Genomic DNA, 19,426 nt, shown 5'->3' on the forward strand with positions numbered 1-19,426 from the left:
GTATTTTTTTGTGAAAGGATAGTCCTTTTGAGTCATATCAAAAATAAGATGATCTTCTATAATAGAGAAGACAAGTTTTTACATTTAGGTGGTCTTTTCATGCCAAAAAAATCAGCTTTTCTATTATCCTTATTTATTTGTTTCCTTGGATGCCTTATACCTAGCCGTGTATTTGCACATGCATATTTACTCGATAGCAGTCCCAAACAAGGAGAAACAGTAAAACTAGCTCCCAAAGAGATTCAGTTACATTTCAGCGAACAAATAACACCGGATGTGCTGAGTATTACTGTGAAAAATCCAAGGGGACAGTCCCTTCCCATATCGCTAAAACTTGCCCCAACTGATCCATCCCGAGTAATCGCGTCCCTCCCAAGTATTAGTAAAGGTACGTATACCGTCAACTGGTCAGTAGTTTCTGAAGATGGTCATCCAGTGAATGGAAGCTATTCTTTTGCTTTTGGAGAGAAAGCAGCCACAACAGCAGGGGGAAATGAAACTTCACATCCCATCTCGACATCACTGCTCATTCTGCTCCGTTTCCTTAATGAAGGATGGCTGCTGATCGGTGCAGGATTTGTCTGGGTTTCTTTTTTTGCGAAAAAATATCAGTTACCCGTCTGGACAGGAAAATCCAACCGTCTTGTCAAATGGACTTCGGCTCTTCTTTGGTTTGGGTTTCAAATCACTATCTGGTTTTTGTATGCATCGGAACTGCCTCAAAACTTGTTAAACAAATGGTTATGGCAAGGGCAGTTTGCTTCCCTTGTGCTTGTTCCATTTGCAATCGTCTTACTGCTTCAGGCATTTCTTTATATCTTGCTGTGCCTTCCAAACATGGTCAAAGGCTGGTATCTGACCCTATGGGTATTGATTACAGCAACTTTTGCTTTTAGCGGGCATGCTTGGTCTAGCCAATCGGTCGGTTTAGCCTTGATCGCTAGACTTCTTCATATTTGGTCTGGAGCACTATGGCTCGGAGGGCTCGCTTATTTACTATGGGTTTGCATCCACTATCAAACAAAAATCGGGGAAACGCTGCGAAAGTTTCAACCTTTTTTCTCTCGAACAGCATTGATAGCTGCTAGTTTATTGATTTCAAGCGGCCTATTACTTGTTACGGTTCAAACCGATTGGTCTCTTGTTTGGACATTCCAGACATTTTGGAGTCGTTTTCTGATCATAAAAATATTACTTGTCATCGGAATGCTCTTATATGCAGGACTGCAAAATCGTCATTGGAAATCCACTATGCTGCTTGAGCGTGATTCCCTGCGAACAGAAATCATACTTGGTTTCATCGCATTATTACTTGGTGTCTGGATGAGTCAAATCGCTTATCCCATCTAATGAAAAAGGAGTTTATTTCATTGAAAAAATATCATATCCCTATGACGTTATTCGTTTTATTTACCTTTTTTGGATTTACAAGCATCGTCGATGCACATGTTACCGTTTGGCCTAAAGAATCAACGGTTGGAGCTTATGAAAAATACACCGTACGTGTACCATCTGAAAAAGACAGCAGCACGACGAAAGTACAATTAGAATTTCCAAAAGACGTGCAGGTAGAAACCGTAGAACCTGTTCCCGGTTGGAACTATCAATTTGTCAAAGGTTCCGATGGCCGCAATACCGGTATCATCTGGACGGCTACAGGTGATGGGATCAAAGCCCATGAATTTTTTGAGTTTCCGTTTATCGGAGCAAACCCAAAACAAGCAACATCTGTCTCATGGAAAGCTCATCAAACGTATGCAGATGGCACTGTAGTTGACTGGACTGGTGCTCCTGAGAGTGAATCACCTGCATCTGTCACCACCATTAGTCCTAAAGTGGAAATGAATGCAATGGATCATACGATGAATATGAATCCTCCAGCAACCGACAAGTCTTCATCTTCCTATCAATGGATAGCCATCGTCCTTGCTGCACTAGCACTCTTGCTTTCCATCATCAATCTGTTCCGAAAGAGAACAGGAGAATAACTTATTAAGGAAAATTTTTCGTACTTGGATTCATATTACCGAGCAGATACAATGATAAGTGTAAGCATAAGCATCACTCTTCCTTCTGTTTGGGAGCAGTTATGGATGATGAGCAACTCAAGGAAACTCTGAAGGAGCTGGACAAAGACCTCATTGAATCTCTGGAAGGGGATTCTGATGTTGAAGAGGAACTGGCAAAAGTCAAACGGCTAGCCGCTGGTGAACCCACGGATTAACTGCGTCCGCAAACAGAAGCGACCGACCTGAATCATCTCGGATAGATTCGGTCGGTCGCTCATTTTATTGATATAAGGAAAATCGCATTTAGTAATGCTAAGTCTCCACACTACTTACATACAAACATCTTACCATTTTGGATACAGTTTATAATCTGTTTTACTGGGTACTTGAATGAGTAACATTCGTAACTCGGAATCTGATTTCAGTTGATATATGTGTTGCTCATCTGCTTCCAAAACAATAAAATCTCTCTCTTGAAAAGAAGTCCAGTCATCCTCTTTCCAACTACCCGTTCCTCGCAGGGCTAATGCCGCTAAGACATATCCTGCCGGAAGAAGATGTTCATAAGTACTGTTGCCAGCTAATTGTACATCCCACATCTGTACATCAGTAGTCAAAAAAACAGGGGAACCGCTGCCAATAATATTTTTAATCTGCACACCATCTTGCTCCACAACAGGAAACTCTGTTGTTTCAAATTGATGATAAGTTGGTTTCCTTTTCATTGCTTCTTGAATAAAAGGTTCAAACCATATTTGAAATGCTTCCATATTAGGTCCGATGAATCTTTCTTCATGAGACACTCCTGATCCTGTCTGCATCACTTGTAATCCACCAGCGCCAACAACACTTTTCGTGCCCAACGTATCCCCATGTTCTGCCTGACCATGTATCACATAGGTGATAATCTCAAATGCTTGGTGGGGATGTAACGGAATATAGCCTTCTTGCTCTGCATGAGCCCATGCCCAATAAAACAAAGGGCCAATTCGTTTAACTCCTGATCTTTCCCCTGAAAAACCAATGGGTTTTTGTTCTGTAATTTTACCGCCATCAAAACTGCCAACAGCTTGTTGAGATGGTTGATAAACGCTTATACCCATCATGACACCTCATCATTTTTATAAAAAATTTTATTAGTTCAATCACTTACTTTAATTTAGTATATAACATTCACTTACTTTTGTGAAGTTACTTGTTTCATCTAGAAAAAACAGGCTATAGATCTCGTTTGATCTATAGCCTGTTTTGTTTATGGTTTATTCTACTACATTCAACACAACATCAATATTGCCACGAGTGGCTTTGGAATAAGGACATACCTGATGTGCTGCTTCTAACAACTCTTGTGCTGTCTCTTTATCTACTCCAACAATTTGTACATCCAGCTGAACAGCAAGTCCAAATCCACCATCTGTATCTTTGCCAATTGAAACGTTAGCTGTGACTTTTGTACTCTCTACTTCTTTTAAACGTTTTTTTCGTATCACAAGGTTAAGTGCGCTATCAAAGCAAGCAGAATAACCAGCTGCAAATAACTGCTCAGGGTTTGTTGCTTCTCCACCCGGTCCGCCTAAAGACTTAGGCATTTTCACTTCCAAATCAATCACACCATCACTTGATACTACTCGACCATTACGACCGCCTTCAGCAGTCACATGCGCTGTGTATAGAGATTCCATATTGTTTACCTCTTTTCATTTATTTATCTTTTAACCCATGCAATTGCCCAAGTAATGCTTGTAAGCGGCTGAGCATCTCCATGATTTCTTCTGCTGTCCATCCACTTTTTTCGAGCAATTCCTCAGGTATGCAATAAGCTCTCTCCTTTAAAGCTTCCCCTTTTTCCGTCAAACTTACTAAAACCGTTCGTTCATCTTCCTTCGATCGAAAGCGTTTCACTAACCCATTTGCTTCCATTCGCTTTAACATCGGGGTAAGAGTACCAGAATCTAAGTAAAGTTTCTTTCCAAGTTCTTTAACAGTTGCTTGTTTTTGCTCCCATAATACAAGCAGCACCAAGTACTGGGGATACGTTATCTCTAAAGCATCCAACAAAGGGCGGTAGAGCCCGATAACTTCCCGAGAGCAAGCATATATCGAAAAACAAAGTTGTGAATCAAGCCGCAGCATATCTTCTTTGTTCATTCTTCCTATCCTCCAGAAACTGCTTCGTAGTTTCTTTCTACCAGCAAAACAGCCACCTTCTTCAAATTCAATTTTAAGCAATTTGATTGTGCACAATTAAAATATCATGTTCTATTCTTCTTGTCAAGGAAAGGTTTATGATGACTAAAAACTAATTCTATTTTTCCCAAAATGCCCTAGAAAAAACATCCAATTGCCATAAAATTAATGAAATTACTGGTTTGATCTAAGTATTTATAATAAAATTAAAATCAATATTTATTTGCAAATCACAAGGGAGATATAAAATGGATCAATTTCATTTTAAAGTAAACCTCAAAGGGATGATTGATCTGCTTTCCAATCATCTATACAGCACCCCACAAGTATTCGCCCGTGAATTGATACAAAATGCAGTGGATGCGATCACAGCACGTCAAAAAATAGAAGCTTCTCATCAAGGGAAGATAGGATTAGAGTTGTTCTCTTCTCCTGATACTCTCCCCACTTTATATATTGAAGATAACGGTATTGGATTAACAGAAGAAGAAGTACATCATTTCCTTGCACAGATTGGACAAACATCCAAAAACCGGGAAGAAGAACAAGATTTCATCGGTCGCTTTGGTGTTGGGTTGTTATCTTGTTTTATCGTGAGTGATGAAATTGTGCTGCTCACTCGTTCTGCTAAGGAAAACAAAACGATTGAATGGCGCGGTAAGCCTGATGGAAGCTATACAATCCAAGTGTTGGAACAGGAAATGGAAGTAGGCACAAAGATTTACCTCCAGAGCAAACGCGGCTTTGAATCCTACTTTACAAAGGAAAAAATACAAGAAATGGTTCGACACTATGGGGAGTTTCTTCCTTTCCCCATTCACTTTTATGATGATAAGCCAATTCGATTGAACAGCGATAAAACCCCATGGGAAATGACGACTGAAGAAGCACTTTCTTATGGAAAGAAAAAAATGCAAATCGATTATCTCGATGCAATTCCGTTATATTCACCTGCCGGGGATGCTAGTGGTGTTGCCTACATTCTTCCCTATCCTATAAGGGTCAACGCTAAAAAACAGCATCTTGTCTATGTGAAGCAAATGTTATTATCCGAAAAAGTAGAAGGAATACTCCCAGACTGGGCATTTTTTGTCACAAGTATTCTCAATGTCAATTTACTAAAACCGACAGCGTCTCGTGAAGAATTCTCCAATGACGAACGCCTAAAATTGGTTCAACAAGAATTAGGAAAATGTATCAAACGATACCTCATTCAACTGAGCAAAACAAACTTAAATCGATTTAAAAAAATCATTGAAATTCATTATGAATCCCTTAAGTTTTTGGCGCAAGAAGATGATGAATTATATACACTTTTCATCGATTGGCTACCATTCAACACTTCTTTTGGACGACTGGCCATGAAAGAAATCCGAGATCATTCCAATACCGTCTTATATACCTCGAATATGGATGAATTTCGACAAATCCACCAAGTAGCGAAAGCTCAATCGATCTGCGTTGTAAATGGTTCTTATATGTACGACACAGAGCTATTGGAAAAACTGCCAAACGTATTTTCTGATTATAAAGTGAAACACATCAATTCTAGTTCTTTCATGTATAATTTCACAGAGTTATCACTGGAAGACCGAAGAAAAGCATATGATTTTGTTGAATTAGCAAACAAAGTTCTACAGCCCTACCAATGTACAGCAGAGATGAGAAATTACCAACCTGATGATCTCCCAGCACTTTATACAACAAATGAAGAAGCACTTTTTATTCGTACGACCGAACAGACAAAAGAAGAAGCGAACGATTTATTTTCTTCGATTATCACTCAACTGACCAATAACAAAGTAAAACCTAGTTTTGCTCAATTGTGCTTTAACTTTCAAAATCCAACGATCCAAAAAGTGATCCAATCTACCAATACATCACTCAATGAGTTGATCGTAGAAATGTTATATGTACAAGCGTTACTGCTAGGGAATTATCCACTGAAAAAACAAGAATTTCAATTACTGAACAAAGGATTAATCTCATTTATCGAGCGAGGGTTAGGAGAATAGCGATGATAGAAAAATTTGAAGACCTTTTGGAGCAATCATATGATGCTCCTCATGGCAGAGCAAAAATCGGTATCTTGGAAGAAGCGATCCGAATCGCAGATGTACATTTAGGTCCAGAATATCAATTTGATGCGAGAATGTTATTAGTCGATACTGCTATTTTCTCTGGGCATGGCGAGAAGGCCATCGTAGCATTCGCTTGGTGTCTGGCTTATTATGATAAACATCCAGAGATGGCAAACAACCATCAAATGATGTGGAACTACAAATGGGTTGCCGATCGTCTCCTTTTGTTCCCAGATATCGAACTTGCCAAAGTGGAATCGACACTCGAAGATTTAAGAGAAAGATTTTCCCAGACTGGTCATGGGCCACACTACTATTATTATCTCAAACATGTCTTAGCGATGAACTTAGAGAAAACAGAAGAAGTAAAACACTATTATGAAAAATGGATAGCAGAACCAAGTGATTCACTGTCTGATTGTCATGCTTGTACATTAGCAAACAAAACACAGACGCTTCTTTATCTGGGAAAATTAGAGGAAGCCTTAACCGTCGCACAGCCTATTTTAACAGGAAAGGTTTCTTGTCATAGCGTTCCACATCGAACCTATGCTGATTTATTACTTCCTCTTTTAAAGGCGAATCGCAAAGCAGAAGCTGATACTTATTATCAAAAATGCTATGAACTGATCTATAATCAAACTGGATTTCTAGATACATCTATAAAACTATTTACATATCTGGCCATTACCGATACAGCAAAAGCAGTAGCATTTTTAGAAAAATACTTTAAAGATGCATATGAAACAGATGAATCTATTGTCAAATTTGATTTTTATATTGTTGCAGCAACCATTTTGGATATATTAGAAGAACAAGACTCTAAAACGATCCAGTTACCCGATTCCATGAAACTAGAAGACATCAAACAAGAAATGTTAAGATTAGCTACACTATTTGATGAGCAAAACCAAACAAATGTCTATACCAACAAAATAAAAAAGGTCCAAACGGAAATACAAGAACTTCAAAAAATATTTCAATAAATCAATCACCCTGACCATATTTTGTCAGGGTGATTGTATAATAAAAGAAAATAGTTAGGGGAGTTTATATGCATGTTTATTACTATAAAGCAATTTGAAGCCGAGTTTATTGAACACGCCACCAATACACAAAATCTGTTTAATGCCCTGACAGACGAATCTCTCGATCAAAGAATAACAGAGGATCACCGCTCGCTAGGAGAACTCGCTTTGCATGTTATCGCTTCTTATAATTTCGTCGGTTTACTCGGATTATCTGTACCAACATTTGAACTAGATGATATTAGGTTATCTGCTGAATACATTCAAACAGAGTATAATAAAATGATAAATGCAGTGTTACGAGCTGTTGTAACGGAATGGAAAGATAAAAAATTAAAAAAGCAAGTAAACATAATGGGAGAAGAATTACAGAACGGTGCAGCACTTCGATTTATCATCAATCATTCCATCCATCATTGCGGGCAAATGACCGTATTGATGAGACAAGCAGGTTTACGTATCCCAGGATTATATGGTCCGACAAGTGATGATTGGATAGAACAAGGAGAAACACCTCCAATTTAAGAGGAGCCAAGTGACATGGACAAATTCGGTCAGTATGTGAAGTTCATTACTCATGAAGGGAAAAGAGATGAGCTGGCTCAAAATCTACTACAGGTGGTTGAGCACATGCATATAGTAGAAGGTTGTGAACTTTATGTTATCAATATATCTATTGAAGATGAAAATGCATTATGGGTTACAGAGATATGGTCAAATAAGGAAGCTCATCAAGCCTCTCTCACCTTAGAAGGAAGCAAAAAATATATCGCTGCTAGTTTACCTCTTATCAAACAAGTTGATAAAGTAGAGCTAAAAACATTAGGTGGCTTTGGCTTGTAATTTGGATATAAAACAAAGAAGTGATGGAAATGAATGAAAGCAAACTAAAAAGTACCAGTAAGTTCCTCAGTTTAATCTTGCGACACCAACCAGAATTAATTGGAATTGAATTAGACCAAAATGGATGGGCCTCTGTTTCCAAGCTTCTAACTGCATGTAAAACCAAAAACAAGTCCATCACGATGGAAGAATTAGAATTTATCGTAGAAACGAACAACAAAAAACGGTTTTCCTTTGATATACAAAAGCTTCGAATACGTGCAAATCAAGGGCATTCGATAAACATAGATCTAGGCTATGAACCCAAGTCCCCACCAGATCTGCTGTACCATGGAACTGCAAAACATTATTTAGAACAAATTTTAAAAACAGGTTTAAATAAAAAATCCCGCCATCATGTCCACTTATCGTTATCTCCGGAAACAGCCAGGGATGTTGGAAAACGACATGGCGTTCCTGTTATACTCACCGTTAATGCTTACCAAATGGCACAAGACGATCATCTCTTCTATGTATCAGAAAATGGAGTCTGGCTAACCGAACATGTACCACCAAAGTATATTTTGCAAAAAGATCAAAGGTAATCACCGGCTATAGATGATTACCTTTGATCTTTAGTTTGGATTAACTTCAGAATACATATTGGTGCTTGTCCGAGAATCACATCTTGCATAATAAAAAGAAAAAACTCCCTCTTTTCTAGGGAGTTTCCGTTTCTACTCTGACAAATAAATTGCTTTTTTCTGCTCACTGCTTAATTTTGCCAGCTCAATCAACTTTATGGTTAACAAACCTTCCTCTGCTGGGACGGGAGAGGCTTTGCCTTCTTTTATATGCTCATATACTTTTTGATAGTAGGCTAGATAAGAACCTGGAATCGTTTTCACTCTTTGCGTCACTGATTTGCCTTCTTTTTCAACGGTTAATTCCCCATATTTTGTAGGATCATCTTCTCCCCAATCACTGCTGATCGGTTTCTTCCCTGCTTTTAATGCTTCTTCTTGACAGTCCAGTCCATATTTAATAAAACTGCCTTTGTCTCCATGAACAATATATTTTAAATCATGTGCTGAAACGACGGAACCTGCATGTAAAATCACACGCAATGTATCGTAACCTAGCACCAAATGAAAATAATCATCTGTTACTGCCTGATCTCGTTGGTGAAGGAGATCAGCCTGTATAAACTGAGGAGGTCCAAATAGATGGAGTGCTTGATCGATTAAATGAGACCCAAGATCATAAAGAATTCCTGAACCTACGCCTTCTTGCTCTCTCCAACGCGCTTGCACATCCGGCCGATATCGATCAAAGTGAGCTTCATACATACGAACTTCTCCCAATACTCCTTCGGTTATAAGATGTTTTACCGTCAAAAAATCGTTGTCCCATCTTCTATTTTGATAGACACTGAGCATTACATTTCTCTCTTTTGCTATTTCCAATAACTGCTCAGCTTCTTCAACCGTATTCACCATCGGTTTTTCCAAAACTACATGTTTTCCAGCCAGCAACGATTGTTTGGCCATCTCAAAGTGAAATATGTTAGGGGTAGTAACGACTACCAATTGTATGCTTGAATCATCTAAAATTAGTTGAAGATCAGATACTACTTCAACATTACCAAGATCTTGATGTACCTTCTCTGGGTTGGATGACAGTACCTTAGTGATCTTAAAGTTTTCCAAAACTTCTAGCAGAGGTGCATGAAAGGTAGCCCCTGAAAATCCATATCCAATAAGCCCTACTTTAATCATATAACACCCTCTTTTCCCTTCCATTTTTCTCTTCTACATTTTCCGTTAAACCTGCTTTCAAAGCAAATAAAGCTGCTTGTGTACGATCTCGAATTTTCAATTTTTTTAATGTAGAAGAGAGATAATTTTAAACGGTACCTTCACTGATATACAACTTACTCGCTACTTCTTTGTGATGAAGACCACATCCCAAAAAATCGAGAACTTTCTTCTCTCTACTAGTAAGCTGATCTGATCTGATCTAATCTTTTTTGTCCTTCATCATCTAGTGTATTCTCATTTTTTCTATTTTTATCAGAGCTCTTCCATAATCTCTCCTGTTACGTCTTCTTGCATGACTATTCCCCTCTCATTAGACGATGGGAATAACAACTCTTGTTTTAAATCCATTCCCTTTTTCAGATAAAAATGAACATATTCCGTTCAATTCTTTTGCACGATTTTGTATATTCTTTAAACCAAACCCCATTTTTACTGACTCACAACCTATTCCATCATCTTCTATCATGAATTGGAGAAGATGATCTTTAAGCTCATCCCTTATCCATGCTTTATTGGCATTTTCATAGGTTCCTGACAAAAAATAAACGACTTGAATCATTTCCGATTCAAGTCGTTTATTTTTACATAAAGAAAAGACATTTCATTTATAGTCTTTTGACCGAAAAGGAAAACCGCAAACTCTGGATATCACACCGATTTCTACATTAGTCAGTTTTATATAAAAGCAAATCATTTCAGGATAGAGAAGAGCTACTTAAACGTCTTCTCCAATTTTGGAATTAGTGAAGACGTTGCTCAGAAAAAAGAGGCTATAGTTGTGATCCTTTTAAGTTTTCCAACACACGATCAACCTCTACTTCTAAACGACGATCAATTTGTGTTTTCATAACAGATTCGATATCTATAATGTATATTTTCTCTAATTCAATCTTAAAAAATCTCCATGGAGCATTTCCTTCAAATGAAGTAGAAGGACGGTACCACCATTCTCGCTCTTTTGAGTCAGGAAAGTTAACTTTAAAATAATATTCGGATACTTCCTCTAATTCTTTGCCAGATACAACGGAGCAATTTCCAATGAATTGCATACCATCTACTTGCTCACCAATAGCTGTAGAGTTATAGACAGCACACATAACCCTTGGATGCTTTATTATATCTTGAGAGTGATGTGCTTCTGTTGCAGAATAAAAATACAGATGACCTTCAGGTCCGATAACATAATTGACAGGTGCAACCCAAGCTTCTCCGTTTGAATTGGTTCCTAAAGTTAAATACCTGTTTTCTTGTAGGATTTTTACCGCACGTGCAACAGATGGATTATTCATTTTAATTCTCCTTTTTTTAAAAGTTTTATATATAAAATATAGAATTTACCAAACGAAGTAAAGGAAAAATAATAAGAATAACAATAAATCAACAAAAACCGTCTATTTCAAACTAAGAGAAGACGATTTTATCCATTACTTTATTAAAAATTGTTAATAATTAAATTTCGATTAATAAACCACTCATATAACTTACATATTTTTGGTGGCTGGGCGAGATCACTGAGGCGATGCCTCGTCCTCGTCCAGCCTCCCTGGAAATTCAGTTATTCGCTCAGGAGACTCCTGAGGTCCTTTCCAGACCTTCTCCGGCCATAATGGTGGTATCCCTCTGGGATCCCACATTCAGCCAAGGCATCATTGAGCAGAACGTACTCTTTCAGAATCCCGATCAATTTTTCACCCAGTGGTAGCATTCGAGCCAAGTAGTCCTCTTCTCCTTCATAGCCTCGAAAAGAGAAGTTAGGTCGAAATCCTTTTTGCCACGTAGGGCGATTGTCCGTCAGTCTCATCAGATACCAGATTCGATCTCCCACCAAAGTGAAGTCGTAACCGATCATCACGGGATACCACCTTGTTGCAAGTTGGTACACCTTGGAATCAACGATGGTGAGACGATCTTTCTCCAGATGGGACAACTCACGGGAATCTTCCTCGGAGCAGGGCTTCAGAAGTGATTCGTAGATTACCTCCTGTGTTCTGGGAACTACGGCAGCCATCATGTGAAAGAGAAACTTCCTCTGCCACAGATAGTATTGATCGGTCAACTCAAGTGCTTCGGAAGAAAGTCCATCGGACATCTTTACCTCCAGGGTTTCGATATATCTATTATAACGAAAAAGTCATAAAATGAGCAGCTGCCCCTTAGGCGAATTCCTTGAAATAGTCACTAAGAAAACATAAATCCCATAAGGAATGTTTTTATATAAAACGAAACTCTTTTGATAGCGCAAACAATCTATTTTTTTTACAATCTACTCCTATTAAAAATCGTGTAATAAGATAAGAATCTGTTTGTCTATTTGATCCATCAAGCTAACCTTCAACTATTATATAAATATATAAATTCAATCGCCCAATTTTCTACTAGACTCTATTCTTGTTCAAAAGAATAGAGTCTAAAATTTATTCAAAACTCTAATGGCTTTCCATTTTAGTCATATTTTCTTTGAATTTTTTTGTCTCTCTCAAATGTATCAAAGATTCGTTTTCGTTTGTAGAACTATCCAACTATATCAAAACTTACCTAACTGTTATGTACTGAGAAATTAAGTTTAAATATAATTTACAATCTTTAATATTTCTTTATATAATTATCATTATTCCTATATAGAATTATCTATATATTTCTGATAAAATAAATCCCAATCATTGATAATTAAAGTTTATATTTTGCAGAAATTGTGCAAGAAGATGGGAATGATTTCTATTGAAGAAGGGGAAAAGAAATGATTCGATTATTTGTTAGTGACATTGATGACACCTTGTACAATGAGAAAAAGCAAGTTGATTCGGAAAACCGAGAGGCCCTAAAAAAATTACACCAAGCCGGTATCCACCTTTGTTTAGCATCTGGAAGAAATAAATTAGAGATTGATGAAGTGGTTCAAGATATTGGAGGCAGTTATCATCGAATCTGCCAAAATGGGGCAGATGTTTTCACATACGAAGGAAATTGTGTTGATACGATCTCCTTTGAACCTCATCTGGCACGTGAACTTTATCAAACTGCTAAAAAGTATGAATTATTCCATTTTATTGGAACTCCTACACAGATACTCACTCCAGAAAATCACGATTTAGCACGAGAATATTCCCAAAAAGTAGGCATCATATTTGAAGAAGATCGAGGTGTAGAGAGCAAAATAGGAAATAGTATTCTACCTAGTAAATTTGTTTATTATGGCGCACAGGAAGAACTTAATTCTTTGGATCAACTCATACATCATACTTTTCCTGAAAAGCTGGATAGTTTTATGAGTACTCCTTATAGTTTGGATTTTTTACCTAAAAATGTAAATAAAGGCACAGGTGTTCATAAATTAGCTCAACATTTAGGAATAAAAACAAACGAAGTAGTGACCATCGGAGATTCAGACAACGACCTCTCGATGTTAGCTTACACGCCACACAGTTTTGCTATGAGCCATGCAAAACCTCATATACAAAACAGTGCGAATCATGTGGTTTCTTCCGTAGCTAAAGCAGCTGAATGGATACTTGATTATAATCAAAAAAACGCTTAGTGGGGACCTCCTTCACTAGTAAAATACATGTAAATCTAAAGTGTGATGTATTTAAAAAACAAAAAATTGATGACAAACATCAAAATACGGGGGAATACATCAATGCGAATTTTAATTGGTTCTGATCATAGTGGACTAAAATTAAAATCGGACATCCAAGAATTCTTAGAAAAATCAGAGATTGATTTTACTGACTATGGTTTTGATAGTGAGAGAATAAGTGATTATCCAGACTACGCCATTCCTATTGCTGAGCAAATAGCTAGCGGAGAATATGACTTAGGAATTCTTATCTGTGGTACAGGGATTGGCATGTCGATAGCAGCCAATAAAGTACAAGGAATTCGCTGTGCGCTTGTCAGCGATGAGTATTCGGCTCGTATGAGTGCTGAACATAATAATGCCAATATTTTAGCTATTGGTGAACGGGTCGTGGGACCTGAATTAGCCAAATCAATCGTACAAGCATGGTTAAATGCCAACTTTGCTGGAGAACGTCATTTGCGCCGAATCAATAAAATTGCCGAATTTGAAAACCAGAGATAGATTGCGTGTATGAACTACCTTAGAATCCTACGACTTGGGTCGTGTGGAGTCTCAAACTATCTACTCAGCAGACGGTAAAATGTAATTTATCAAATACGCCCTAAAATACAAGAATGTAAAGTGTTTTTATTTCACCTATGTGGATGTGTTGGCATTGTTTAACTTCTTGAAAGATATCCTCAATACACCTGCTCTACTCATGGGATCATTTTCTCTCGTAGGTCTTTTATTACAGAGAAAAAATGTAGCTGATACTATTTCGGGAACGATCAAAACGATCATAGGGTTTATTATCCTCCAAGTTGGTGCTGGTGTTTTAATTAACTCCATTGGTATCTTCGGAAAAATGTTTGAAGCAGGATTTCATATTCGTGGTGTTCTTCCAAATAATGAAGCGATAGTAGTTATTGCTCAAAAAATGTTCTCTACTGAAACTGCCTTAGTAATGTTTTTTGCGATGATCGTTAATATTTTTTTGGCACGTTTTACTCGTTTTAAATATATTTTCTTATCCGGCCATCTTGTTCTTTATATGTCTTGCCTGCTCTGCGTTGTATTATCAAATGGAGGCATAGAAGGAATTTCACTCATATTTATTGGTTCACTGATTCTCGGCATCCTTATGGTATCGCTGCCTGCACTCCTCCAACCATTTGTAAAACAAATTACCGGATCAAATGATTTAGCCGTCGGTCATTTTGGTTCATTTGGATATTTGATATCAGGTACGATTGGAAAATTGTGGGGAGATAAAACGAAATCAACGGAAGAGATAAACATTCCAAAATCTTTAGGGTTTTTAAGAGATACCACAATATCCATTTCCCTAATCATGCTGTTGATGTTTTTCATTGTCGCTTTTGCAGCTGGTCCATCTTTTGTTGAGAGTAAATTGAGTGGAGGTACCCATTTCATTATATTTTCATCAATGCAAGCACTTACATTCGCTGCTGGTGTATATGTAATAGTAGCCGGTGTTCGTTTGTTGAATGCTGAAATTGTTCCTGCATTTAAAGGAATCGCTGAAAAGATCGTTCCAAATGCCATTCCGGCTCTGGATACTCCTAGTATTTTCCCCTATGCACCAAACGCTGTTGTGATAGGATTCAGTTTTAGTACTCTTGCCGGCGTAATCAGCATGTTTATTCTCCCTATATTGGGAATGAAAATCGTCATCCCTGGACTAGCTTCTCATTTTTTTACAGGGTCTGCTGCTGGTATTTTTGGAAATGCTACAGGTGGGAGAAAAGGAGCTATTTATGGCTCATTAGCTAACGGCTTTATTATTAGCATTCTGTCATCTCTGCTTTTTACATTTACTGGTCCCCTGAATTCTGTGAATACCACATTTGGTGACTCTGATTATGCAATCATTGGAATCATTATAGGGAAACTGACTCAGATTCATGAACTTGTTGTTTATGCCTTACCCATTGTCATCATCGCTCTTTTTTTTATAGGGTCAAGAAAAAAAACTAATTTGGCTTCGGTGAATAAAATGAAAGAAAAGAGTAGTGCAGGCTGACTCTTAGTCAACGAAACACGATTGCACTCAGTTATTGAAGGTTAAAGAGAGACCACAGAAACCCCCATGTTATTAGGTTAATATCTCATTCCTTCGCAGAGTGAAGTCCTAATTACGGACGACATAAAAAGAGGAAACCGCCTCCTCCAATACACGGAGAAGGCGGTTTCTTTTTACATTAGTTCTTTCACTTGAAAAAATGCTTCAACACATATAATAATTGACCATTTTCACAGATTACAGAATACATAAATTAGGATTCTACCAAATGCCGGCAAGCAGTCATGAGAGTGCTGTAACGGTTGTATTGATATCACTCACTAGCTTATTGAGCTTCAGAAAGGTTCCATCGCTCAGCATCTTTTGATATTGTTACGAACAATGCGGAAATTATCGCAATTGGAATGACGCTTATCGTGACTGCTAACGGGGTAAACGGTAACATGAACATTACATAAATCAACCAGCATACCGGCGTATACAAAAACACTATCCCTACTCCGACAACTGCCGATACAATCCATCTCCCGATTCGGTACTGATCCAATAGGGCAACAATCAAAAGCCCTAGCGTGGGGAGAGAAAACAAATAACTAATCTCTTGAAACAGAACAGCACTGCCTATAATCAGAAGCAAGAGAAGAGGTGAGAGGCCAGCAAGCATTTCATGCAGAGACAATTTGCGAACTCCGATAATTCCAGCAGTGAGAATACACACTTCTACAACGAATAGGATACTTAAAAATACCACATCATTGTTTGTTGACTTACCCAGCTGCATCACTTGCGTTACTCCAGATACGATTCCCCAGCTCAATAACGCCGCTCCAGCCATCGCTCCGAGCAACCAGCCTGTTCCTATCATGATTGTATGAAGCCGAAAGTTGCCATTTCGAATCTGTGAGATCATCCACCATAAGGCAAGCACAACCGCTATAAATGACAGGATATAAGACGTAAAACTGCTCATGATCATCAAATAGTCAGGTGACAAGGAGAAGAAAAGGCTGTCTTGGTTACTTCCTTCGTTAAAAGGTACCTGTGCGGCATGGCCTGTAACTTCCAAGGCTGTTAATAAAAAATGGTATGCCGTACCACGATCTAAATTTTCGAAGTTATCCGTTTTTTTGTGGTAATTCTCCACTCCTTCCGCTGCTGCGAAATTTAGACCTGAGTATCCTGCCTTCAAAAAACGGGTTAAATCTGTATCATTTGGCATCTGGTGGTACAACGCAGTCAGAAACGAAAAGGACAACGGACGCGAGCTTGCAGACTGAAGGTAGTGTACTTCATCCAGATTGTCATCGGAAGTTTCGAACATCAGCAGTGGTCCGCGATTACCTCGTGCTTCAAAATTGACGGCTAGATCGATTTTATGTTGCAACTCCGGGTGTGATCGAACAAATGACTTCGCTCCCAATGTCCCGATCTCTTCTCCATCAGTAAACAGAAAATAAAGATCTGATTTAAGATTCGGGTTTCCCGCCTGTTGGCGCATGGCTTCCAGCATGGCGACTACGGAGAGCATATCGTCGGCCGCGCCTGGAGTTTCCGGTTTGGAGTCGTAATGGGCTGACATCAAGATTCCGCGATCCGTTCCGGGAGCGTCCAACTTCACCAATATATTTTGCAGAACCACTTTATCATTCTTATCAAAATGGGCTTTTGCTCGAATGAAATTCAAGAGATCCTCCTCTGGAGGAATGCCGTTAATAGTTGGCATATTCTTGAAATCCGGCCGTCCCTTGCGCTCAAATTGGTCATCCTCCACGTCTTTGACCGTGTAGGTTACTTTTTCGACTTCCGCTTTCACTCCCATTTTGCGGATTTGCTCCAGTATATAGGCTCGAACCGATTCCAGTTCCTTCGAGCCGGATGGATGTGGTGCGACAGTCATCGCCTTTAGGTTATCCATCATCTGCTCATATGCTAGATAATTGGTATCAGATTTGGACGGCTGCATCGGAGGCTGAAAAAGATGAGCCCCCAGTCCAATTCCTGTCGCAAGTACAATGAACATTAGAATAATTGAAAGAATTCTCGACATATTGTGTCCTCCCGCCGAATTTTTGTAAGCCCATGCTGATTGATCGTTGTATTGACAAATCATCCTCGACTACTAATATTTTCAATATCATTTCTCCCTTCATCCAGTTAGTCCCATGATAAGACAAGCTCAGTTATGCGAAGGTTAAGATTCCATCCAAACCTTACGAATTCACAAAAGCCAGACCAATATTGACAATTGACAATGGAAATTGCTAGTATCGTGAACAAAAAGAAAATCGAAAACACTGAGTAAATTTCCCTTAACCCTATTTTTCATGTAACCCAGATCACCCGCTGCCCCCTCCTTAAGAGCATTTTCTTATGATCCTCAAGTGTTTAGGCCAAAAATTCGCTCTACATATTGACGTGGTTTAAATATACTATTTCATTGCATCGTATTACTATATTTAAACGCACATAAACAACATACATAGAACGAATTGAAACAATTGAAACAATACCAATATATTAAATCATATATATTTAGCAAAACCTCATAATTCCATAAAATAAAGAATCGCCTCCTCTGAATGATAGAGAAGGTGATTTCCTTTTATACCACTTTCTTTCACTTGAAAAAGTACTTTAAGCATGGATTACATAGTGCATAAATTTTGGGTCGACCAAATAACGATAAGCAGTCAGGAGCGTGCTGTGACGGTTGTATTGATATAGAACAACAAGATCTATACTTAATAAACTTTCCATATTAATCTATCTGTACTCCCCGGCTAATGATTCCAATTGATACTAGAAGCCTTATTCTTAAACTATAATTTCTTAACTTATTTACATAAAGAGAGAAAAAAGTTTCCAGTATATAGCCCAAGGGATAAAAAAATCCCTCCAATCATAAGCATAATGATACGAATACGATAAATATTTGTCAGTTTTGCATGTCGTCTTTTTATCCAACTTATGAATAAGAATACAGTTAGTACTAGTGTTGCAAGTGAGGTTAGTTGAATGAGTAGCCAAAACAATGGTTGTCCAATCATGACTGGACCGACATTTTTCCCTCCTCCTGTTAAAACGAAAAAGGTATATACCCAAAAACCAAGAACAGAAATAGTACCAGCAAATGCTAGTAATCTTGCTTGTAACTTGAACGGGAAATAGTCTTGTTTTCTTTTCTTAAAGAACCCGCCAATGGTTCCAATATAATATCCTACGAAAGCTAAAAGAAATACTATCAATAGCCCCAATTGAAATTTATAAGAGTCATACCAGTGTATTTGTGTTACTTCTGGTGAACTCATACTCATTTGTGTTGGTGTCTGCCCAAGTGTGAGCAATGGGACCATGTCATATGGTTGACGGATTTCCTACAATACATTTATCCTCAAACGTCGTCGAGAGTACGATTAATGGTATTGAAAATCCAAATATGTTGCAGCTGTCAAGAAATTCCGCAAGTGATTCAGTCGTTTCTGACTGTACCTTCATTAAAAAATTATACTCTCCACTAATCCTATAAAGATCGACAATCTCAAGGGATGTTTCACAAAATGTATTGAAATCCTTGCAATTACTAGTTTTAAACAAAACAAATGCGGTTGTATGCTTACCAAGTTTCTGAGTAGAGAGTTTCGCATGATAGCCAGTTATAACCTTCTTCTCTTCCAATTTCCGAATTCTTTCCGTTACAGCTGGCTGCGACATAGCGATCAGTCGGCTCATTTCTGAAACAGAAATACGAGCGTTGTTCTGTAACACAGACAAAATTTCATAATCAATTTTATCCATAAACAGGATACCTCCATTTATAAAGTATAATCTCTTAATTAAAATAAATAATTAAGTATTTACCCTTTTATAACTTAA

22 protein-coding genes are annotated in these 19,426 nt (G+C 38.0%); 11 read left to right on the forward strand and 11 right to left on the reverse strand.

Features of this window, described 5'->3' with window-relative positions; translation table 11 throughout:
• Positions 1 to 99 precede the first annotated feature (99 nt).
• From AC5WOE_RS14495 to AC5WOE_RS14505, 3 genes are all read left to right on the forward strand, one after another.
• On the forward strand, positions 100 to 1,350 hold the full coding sequence (locus AC5WOE_RS14495; RefSeq protein ID WP_496052869.1) for a copper resistance CopC/CopD family protein: 1,251 nt from the start codon (positions 100 to 102) through the stop codon (positions 1,348 to 1,350).
• A gap of 20 nt (positions 1,351 to 1,370) precedes the next feature.
• Entirely contained in the window at positions 1,371 to 1,988 is a 618-nt protein-coding gene (locus AC5WOE_RS14500; protein WP_496052870.1) for a YcnI family copper-binding membrane protein, read from the forward strand.
• Between the two features lie 101 nt (positions 1,989 to 2,089).
• Positions 2,090 to 2,224 carry a hypothetical protein gene (locus AC5WOE_RS14505; protein ID WP_496052871.1) on the forward strand — a complete coding sequence of 45 codons (135 nt, stop codon included), beginning with the start codon at positions 2,090 to 2,092 and terminating at the stop codon, positions 2,222 to 2,224.
• 129 nt (positions 2,225 to 2,353) lie between these two features.
• Here AC5WOE_RS14505 and AC5WOE_RS14510 read toward each other — a convergent pair whose 3' ends face one another.
• The 3 genes from AC5WOE_RS14510 to AC5WOE_RS14520 form a co-directional block, all read right to left on the reverse strand.
• Positions 2,354 to 3,112: a pirin family protein gene (locus AC5WOE_RS14510; RefSeq protein WP_496052872.1), complete on the reverse strand. Its 759-nt coding sequence runs from the start codon at positions 3,110 to 3,112 to the stop codon at positions 2,354 to 2,356.
• Between the two features lie 156 nt (positions 3,113 to 3,268).
• Positions 3,269 to 3,691 carry an organic hydroperoxide resistance protein gene (locus AC5WOE_RS14515; RefSeq protein WP_496050870.1) on the reverse strand — a complete coding sequence of 141 codons (423 nt, stop codon included), beginning with the start codon at positions 3,689 to 3,691 and terminating at the stop codon, positions 3,269 to 3,271.
• Positions 3,692 to 3,710: 19 nt separating this feature from the next.
• The gene (locus AC5WOE_RS14520; RefSeq protein WP_496050869.1) at positions 3,711 to 4,157 is read right to left on the reverse strand and encodes a MarR family winged helix-turn-helix transcriptional regulator; all 447 of its coding nucleotides are present in this window, start codon (positions 4,155 to 4,157) and stop codon (positions 3,711 to 3,713) included.
• Between the two features lie 287 nt (positions 4,158 to 4,444).
• On the opposite strand from AC5WOE_RS14520, the gene AC5WOE_RS14525 reads away from it, so the two are divergent.
• From AC5WOE_RS14525 to AC5WOE_RS14545, 5 genes are all read left to right on the forward strand, one after another.
• The gene (locus AC5WOE_RS14525; protein WP_496052873.1) at positions 4,445 to 6,211 is read left to right on the forward strand and encodes an HSP90 family protein; all 1,767 of its coding nucleotides are present in this window, start codon (positions 4,445 to 4,447) and stop codon (positions 6,209 to 6,211) included.
• Between the two features lie 2 nt (positions 6,212 to 6,213).
• Positions 6,214 to 7,263 carry a hypothetical protein gene (locus tag AC5WOE_RS14530; protein ID WP_496050867.1) on the forward strand — a complete coding sequence of 350 codons (1,050 nt, stop codon included), beginning with the start codon at positions 6,214 to 6,216 and terminating at the stop codon, positions 7,261 to 7,263.
• Between the two features lie 72 nt (positions 7,264 to 7,335).
• Positions 7,336 to 7,830 (forward strand): DinB family protein, encoded by a 495-nt coding sequence (locus tag AC5WOE_RS14535; protein WP_496050866.1) that lies wholly within the window; start codon positions 7,336 to 7,338, stop codon positions 7,828 to 7,830.
• 15 nt (positions 7,831 to 7,845) lie between these two features.
• Positions 7,846 to 8,148 carry a putative quinol monooxygenase gene (locus AC5WOE_RS14540; protein WP_496052874.1) on the forward strand — a complete coding sequence of 101 codons (303 nt, stop codon included), beginning with the start codon at positions 7,846 to 7,848 and terminating at the stop codon, positions 8,146 to 8,148.
• A 29-nt stretch (positions 8,149 to 8,177) separates the two neighbouring features.
• Positions 8,178 to 8,732, forward strand: a complete 555-nt coding sequence (locus tag AC5WOE_RS14545) for an RNA 2'-phosphotransferase (protein ID WP_496050864.1) — start codon at positions 8,178 to 8,180, stop codon at positions 8,730 to 8,732.
• A gap of 132 nt (positions 8,733 to 8,864) precedes the next feature.
• Here AC5WOE_RS14545 and AC5WOE_RS14550 read toward each other — a convergent pair whose 3' ends face one another.
• The 5 genes from AC5WOE_RS14550 to AC5WOE_RS14570 form a co-directional block, all read right to left on the reverse strand.
• The gene (locus AC5WOE_RS14550) at positions 8,865 to 9,905 is read right to left on the reverse strand and encodes an oxidoreductase (RefSeq protein ID WP_496050863.1); all 1,041 of its coding nucleotides are present in this window, start codon (positions 9,903 to 9,905) and stop codon (positions 8,865 to 8,867) included.
• A 127-nt stretch (positions 9,906 to 10,032) separates the two neighbouring features.
• Complete coding sequence (locus AC5WOE_RS14555) at positions 10,033 to 10,146, reverse strand: LuxR C-terminal-related transcriptional regulator (RefSeq protein WP_496050929.1); 114 nt, start codon at positions 10,144 to 10,146, stop codon at positions 10,033 to 10,035.
• Between the two features lie 111 nt (positions 10,147 to 10,257).
• Positions 10,258 to 10,506: a hypothetical protein gene (locus AC5WOE_RS14560; RefSeq protein ID WP_496052875.1), complete on the reverse strand. Its 249-nt coding sequence runs from the start codon at positions 10,504 to 10,506 to the stop codon at positions 10,258 to 10,260.
• 211 nt (positions 10,507 to 10,717) lie between these two features.
• On the reverse strand, positions 10,718 to 11,236 hold the full coding sequence (locus tag AC5WOE_RS14565) for a pyridoxamine 5'-phosphate oxidase family protein (RefSeq protein ID WP_496052876.1): 519 nt from the start codon (positions 11,234 to 11,236) through the stop codon (positions 10,718 to 10,720).
• Between the two features lie 266 nt (positions 11,237 to 11,502).
• Positions 11,503 to 12,036 carry a hypothetical protein gene (locus tag AC5WOE_RS14570; protein WP_496052877.1) on the reverse strand — a complete coding sequence of 178 codons (534 nt, stop codon included), beginning with the start codon at positions 12,034 to 12,036 and terminating at the stop codon, positions 11,503 to 11,505.
• Positions 12,037 to 12,684: 648 nt separating this feature from the next.
• On the opposite strand from AC5WOE_RS14570, the gene AC5WOE_RS14575 reads away from it, so the two are divergent.
• From AC5WOE_RS14575 to ulaA, 3 genes are all read left to right on the forward strand, one after another.
• Positions 12,685 to 13,482, forward strand: coding sequence for an HAD family hydrolase (locus AC5WOE_RS14575; RefSeq protein ID WP_496050860.1), 798 nt, complete (start codon positions 12,685 to 12,687; stop codon positions 13,480 to 13,482).
• 102 nt (positions 13,483 to 13,584) lie between these two features.
• Positions 13,585 to 14,028 carry a ribose 5-phosphate isomerase B gene (gene rpiB, locus AC5WOE_RS14580; RefSeq protein WP_496050859.1) on the forward strand — a complete coding sequence of 148 codons (444 nt, stop codon included), beginning with the start codon at positions 13,585 to 13,587 and terminating at the stop codon, positions 14,026 to 14,028.
• A gap of 154 nt (positions 14,029 to 14,182) precedes the next feature.
• Positions 14,183 to 15,553 (forward strand): PTS ascorbate transporter subunit IIC, encoded by a 1,371-nt coding sequence (gene ulaA / locus AC5WOE_RS14585; RefSeq protein ID WP_496052878.1) that lies wholly within the window; start codon positions 14,183 to 14,185, stop codon positions 15,551 to 15,553.
• A 325-nt stretch (positions 15,554 to 15,878) separates the two neighbouring features.
• On the opposite strand, the gene AC5WOE_RS14590 is transcribed toward ulaA, so the two are convergent.
• From AC5WOE_RS14590 to AC5WOE_RS14600, 3 genes are all read right to left on the reverse strand, one after another.
• Positions 15,879 to 17,600, reverse strand: coding sequence for a M20/M25/M40 family metallo-hydrolase (locus AC5WOE_RS14590; protein WP_496052879.1), 1,722 nt, complete (start codon positions 17,598 to 17,600; stop codon positions 15,879 to 15,881).
• A 787-nt stretch (positions 17,601 to 18,387) separates the two neighbouring features.
• Positions 18,388 to 18,867, reverse strand: coding sequence for a hypothetical protein (locus tag AC5WOE_RS14595; protein WP_496050856.1), 480 nt, complete (start codon positions 18,865 to 18,867; stop codon positions 18,388 to 18,390).
• Between the two features lie 40 nt (positions 18,868 to 18,907).
• The gene (locus AC5WOE_RS14600) at positions 18,908 to 19,348 is read right to left on the reverse strand and encodes an Lrp/AsnC family transcriptional regulator (RefSeq protein WP_496052880.1); all 441 of its coding nucleotides are present in this window, start codon (positions 19,346 to 19,348) and stop codon (positions 18,908 to 18,910) included.
• Positions 19,349 to 19,426 lie beyond the last annotated feature (78 nt).

Source organism: Shimazuella sp. NTD248 (genome assembly GCF_059510395.1).

Excerpts from the sequence above, each read along its gene's own strand:
- AC5WOE_RS14565 (WP_496052876.1), bottom strand. The coding sequence starts at position 11,236 with ATGAATAATCCATCTGTTGCACGTGCGGTAAAAATCCTACAAGAAAAC.
- rpiB (WP_496050859.1), top strand. The coding sequence starts at position 13,585 with ATGCGAATTTTAATTGGTTCTGATCATAGTGGACTAAAATTAAAATCG.
- AC5WOE_RS14570 (WP_496052877.1), bottom strand. The coding sequence starts at position 12,036 with ATGTCCGATGGACTTTCTTCCGAAGCACTTGAGTTGACCGATCAATAC.
- AC5WOE_RS14575 (WP_496050860.1), top strand. The coding sequence starts at position 12,685 with ATGATTCGATTATTTGTTAGTGACATTGATGACACCTTGTACAATGAG.
- AC5WOE_RS14505 (WP_496052871.1), top strand. The coding sequence starts at position 2,090 with ATGGATGATGAGCAACTCAAGGAAACTCTGAAGGAGCTGGACAAAGAC.
- AC5WOE_RS14525 (WP_496052873.1), top strand. The coding sequence starts at position 4,445 with ATGGATCAATTTCATTTTAAAGTAAACCTCAAAGGGATGATTGATCTG.
- AC5WOE_RS14595 (WP_496050856.1), bottom strand. The coding sequence starts at position 18,867 with ATGAGTATGAGTTCACCAGAAGTAACACAAATACACTGGTATGACTCT.
- AC5WOE_RS14540 (WP_496052874.1), top strand. The coding sequence starts at position 7,846 with ATGGACAAATTCGGTCAGTATGTGAAGTTCATTACTCATGAAGGGAAA.
- AC5WOE_RS14510 (WP_496052872.1), bottom strand. The coding sequence starts at position 3,112 with ATGGGTATAAGCGTTTATCAACCATCTCAACAAGCTGTTGGCAGTTTT.
- AC5WOE_RS14600 (WP_496052880.1), bottom strand. The coding sequence starts at position 19,348 with ATGGATAAAATTGATTATGAAATTTTGTCTGTGTTACAGAACAACGCT.
- AC5WOE_RS14535 (WP_496050866.1), top strand. The coding sequence starts at position 7,336 with ATGTTTATTACTATAAAGCAATTTGAAGCCGAGTTTATTGAACACGCC.
- AC5WOE_RS14560 (WP_496052875.1), bottom strand. The coding sequence starts at position 10,506 with ATGATTCAAGTCGTTTATTTTTTGTCAGGAACCTATGAAAATGCCAAT.
- AC5WOE_RS14495 (WP_496052869.1), top strand. The coding sequence starts at position 100 with ATGCCAAAAAAATCAGCTTTTCTATTATCCTTATTTATTTGTTTCCTT.
- AC5WOE_RS14550 (WP_496050863.1), bottom strand. The coding sequence starts at position 9,905 with ATGATTAAAGTAGGGCTTATTGGATATGGATTTTCAGGGGCTACCTTT.
- AC5WOE_RS14545 (WP_496050864.1), top strand. The coding sequence starts at position 8,178 with ATGAATGAAAGCAAACTAAAAAGTACCAGTAAGTTCCTCAGTTTAATC.
- AC5WOE_RS14530 (WP_496050867.1), top strand. The coding sequence starts at position 6,214 with ATGATAGAAAAATTTGAAGACCTTTTGGAGCAATCATATGATGCTCCT.
- AC5WOE_RS14515 (WP_496050870.1), bottom strand. The coding sequence starts at position 3,691 with ATGGAATCTCTATACACAGCGCATGTGACTGCTGAAGGCGGTCGTAAT.
- AC5WOE_RS14590 (WP_496052879.1), bottom strand. The coding sequence starts at position 17,600 with ATGTCGAGAATTCTTTCAATTATTCTAATGTTCATTGTACTTGCGACA.
- AC5WOE_RS14520 (WP_496050869.1), bottom strand. The coding sequence starts at position 4,157 with ATGAACAAAGAAGATATGCTGCGGCTTGATTCACAACTTTGTTTTTCG.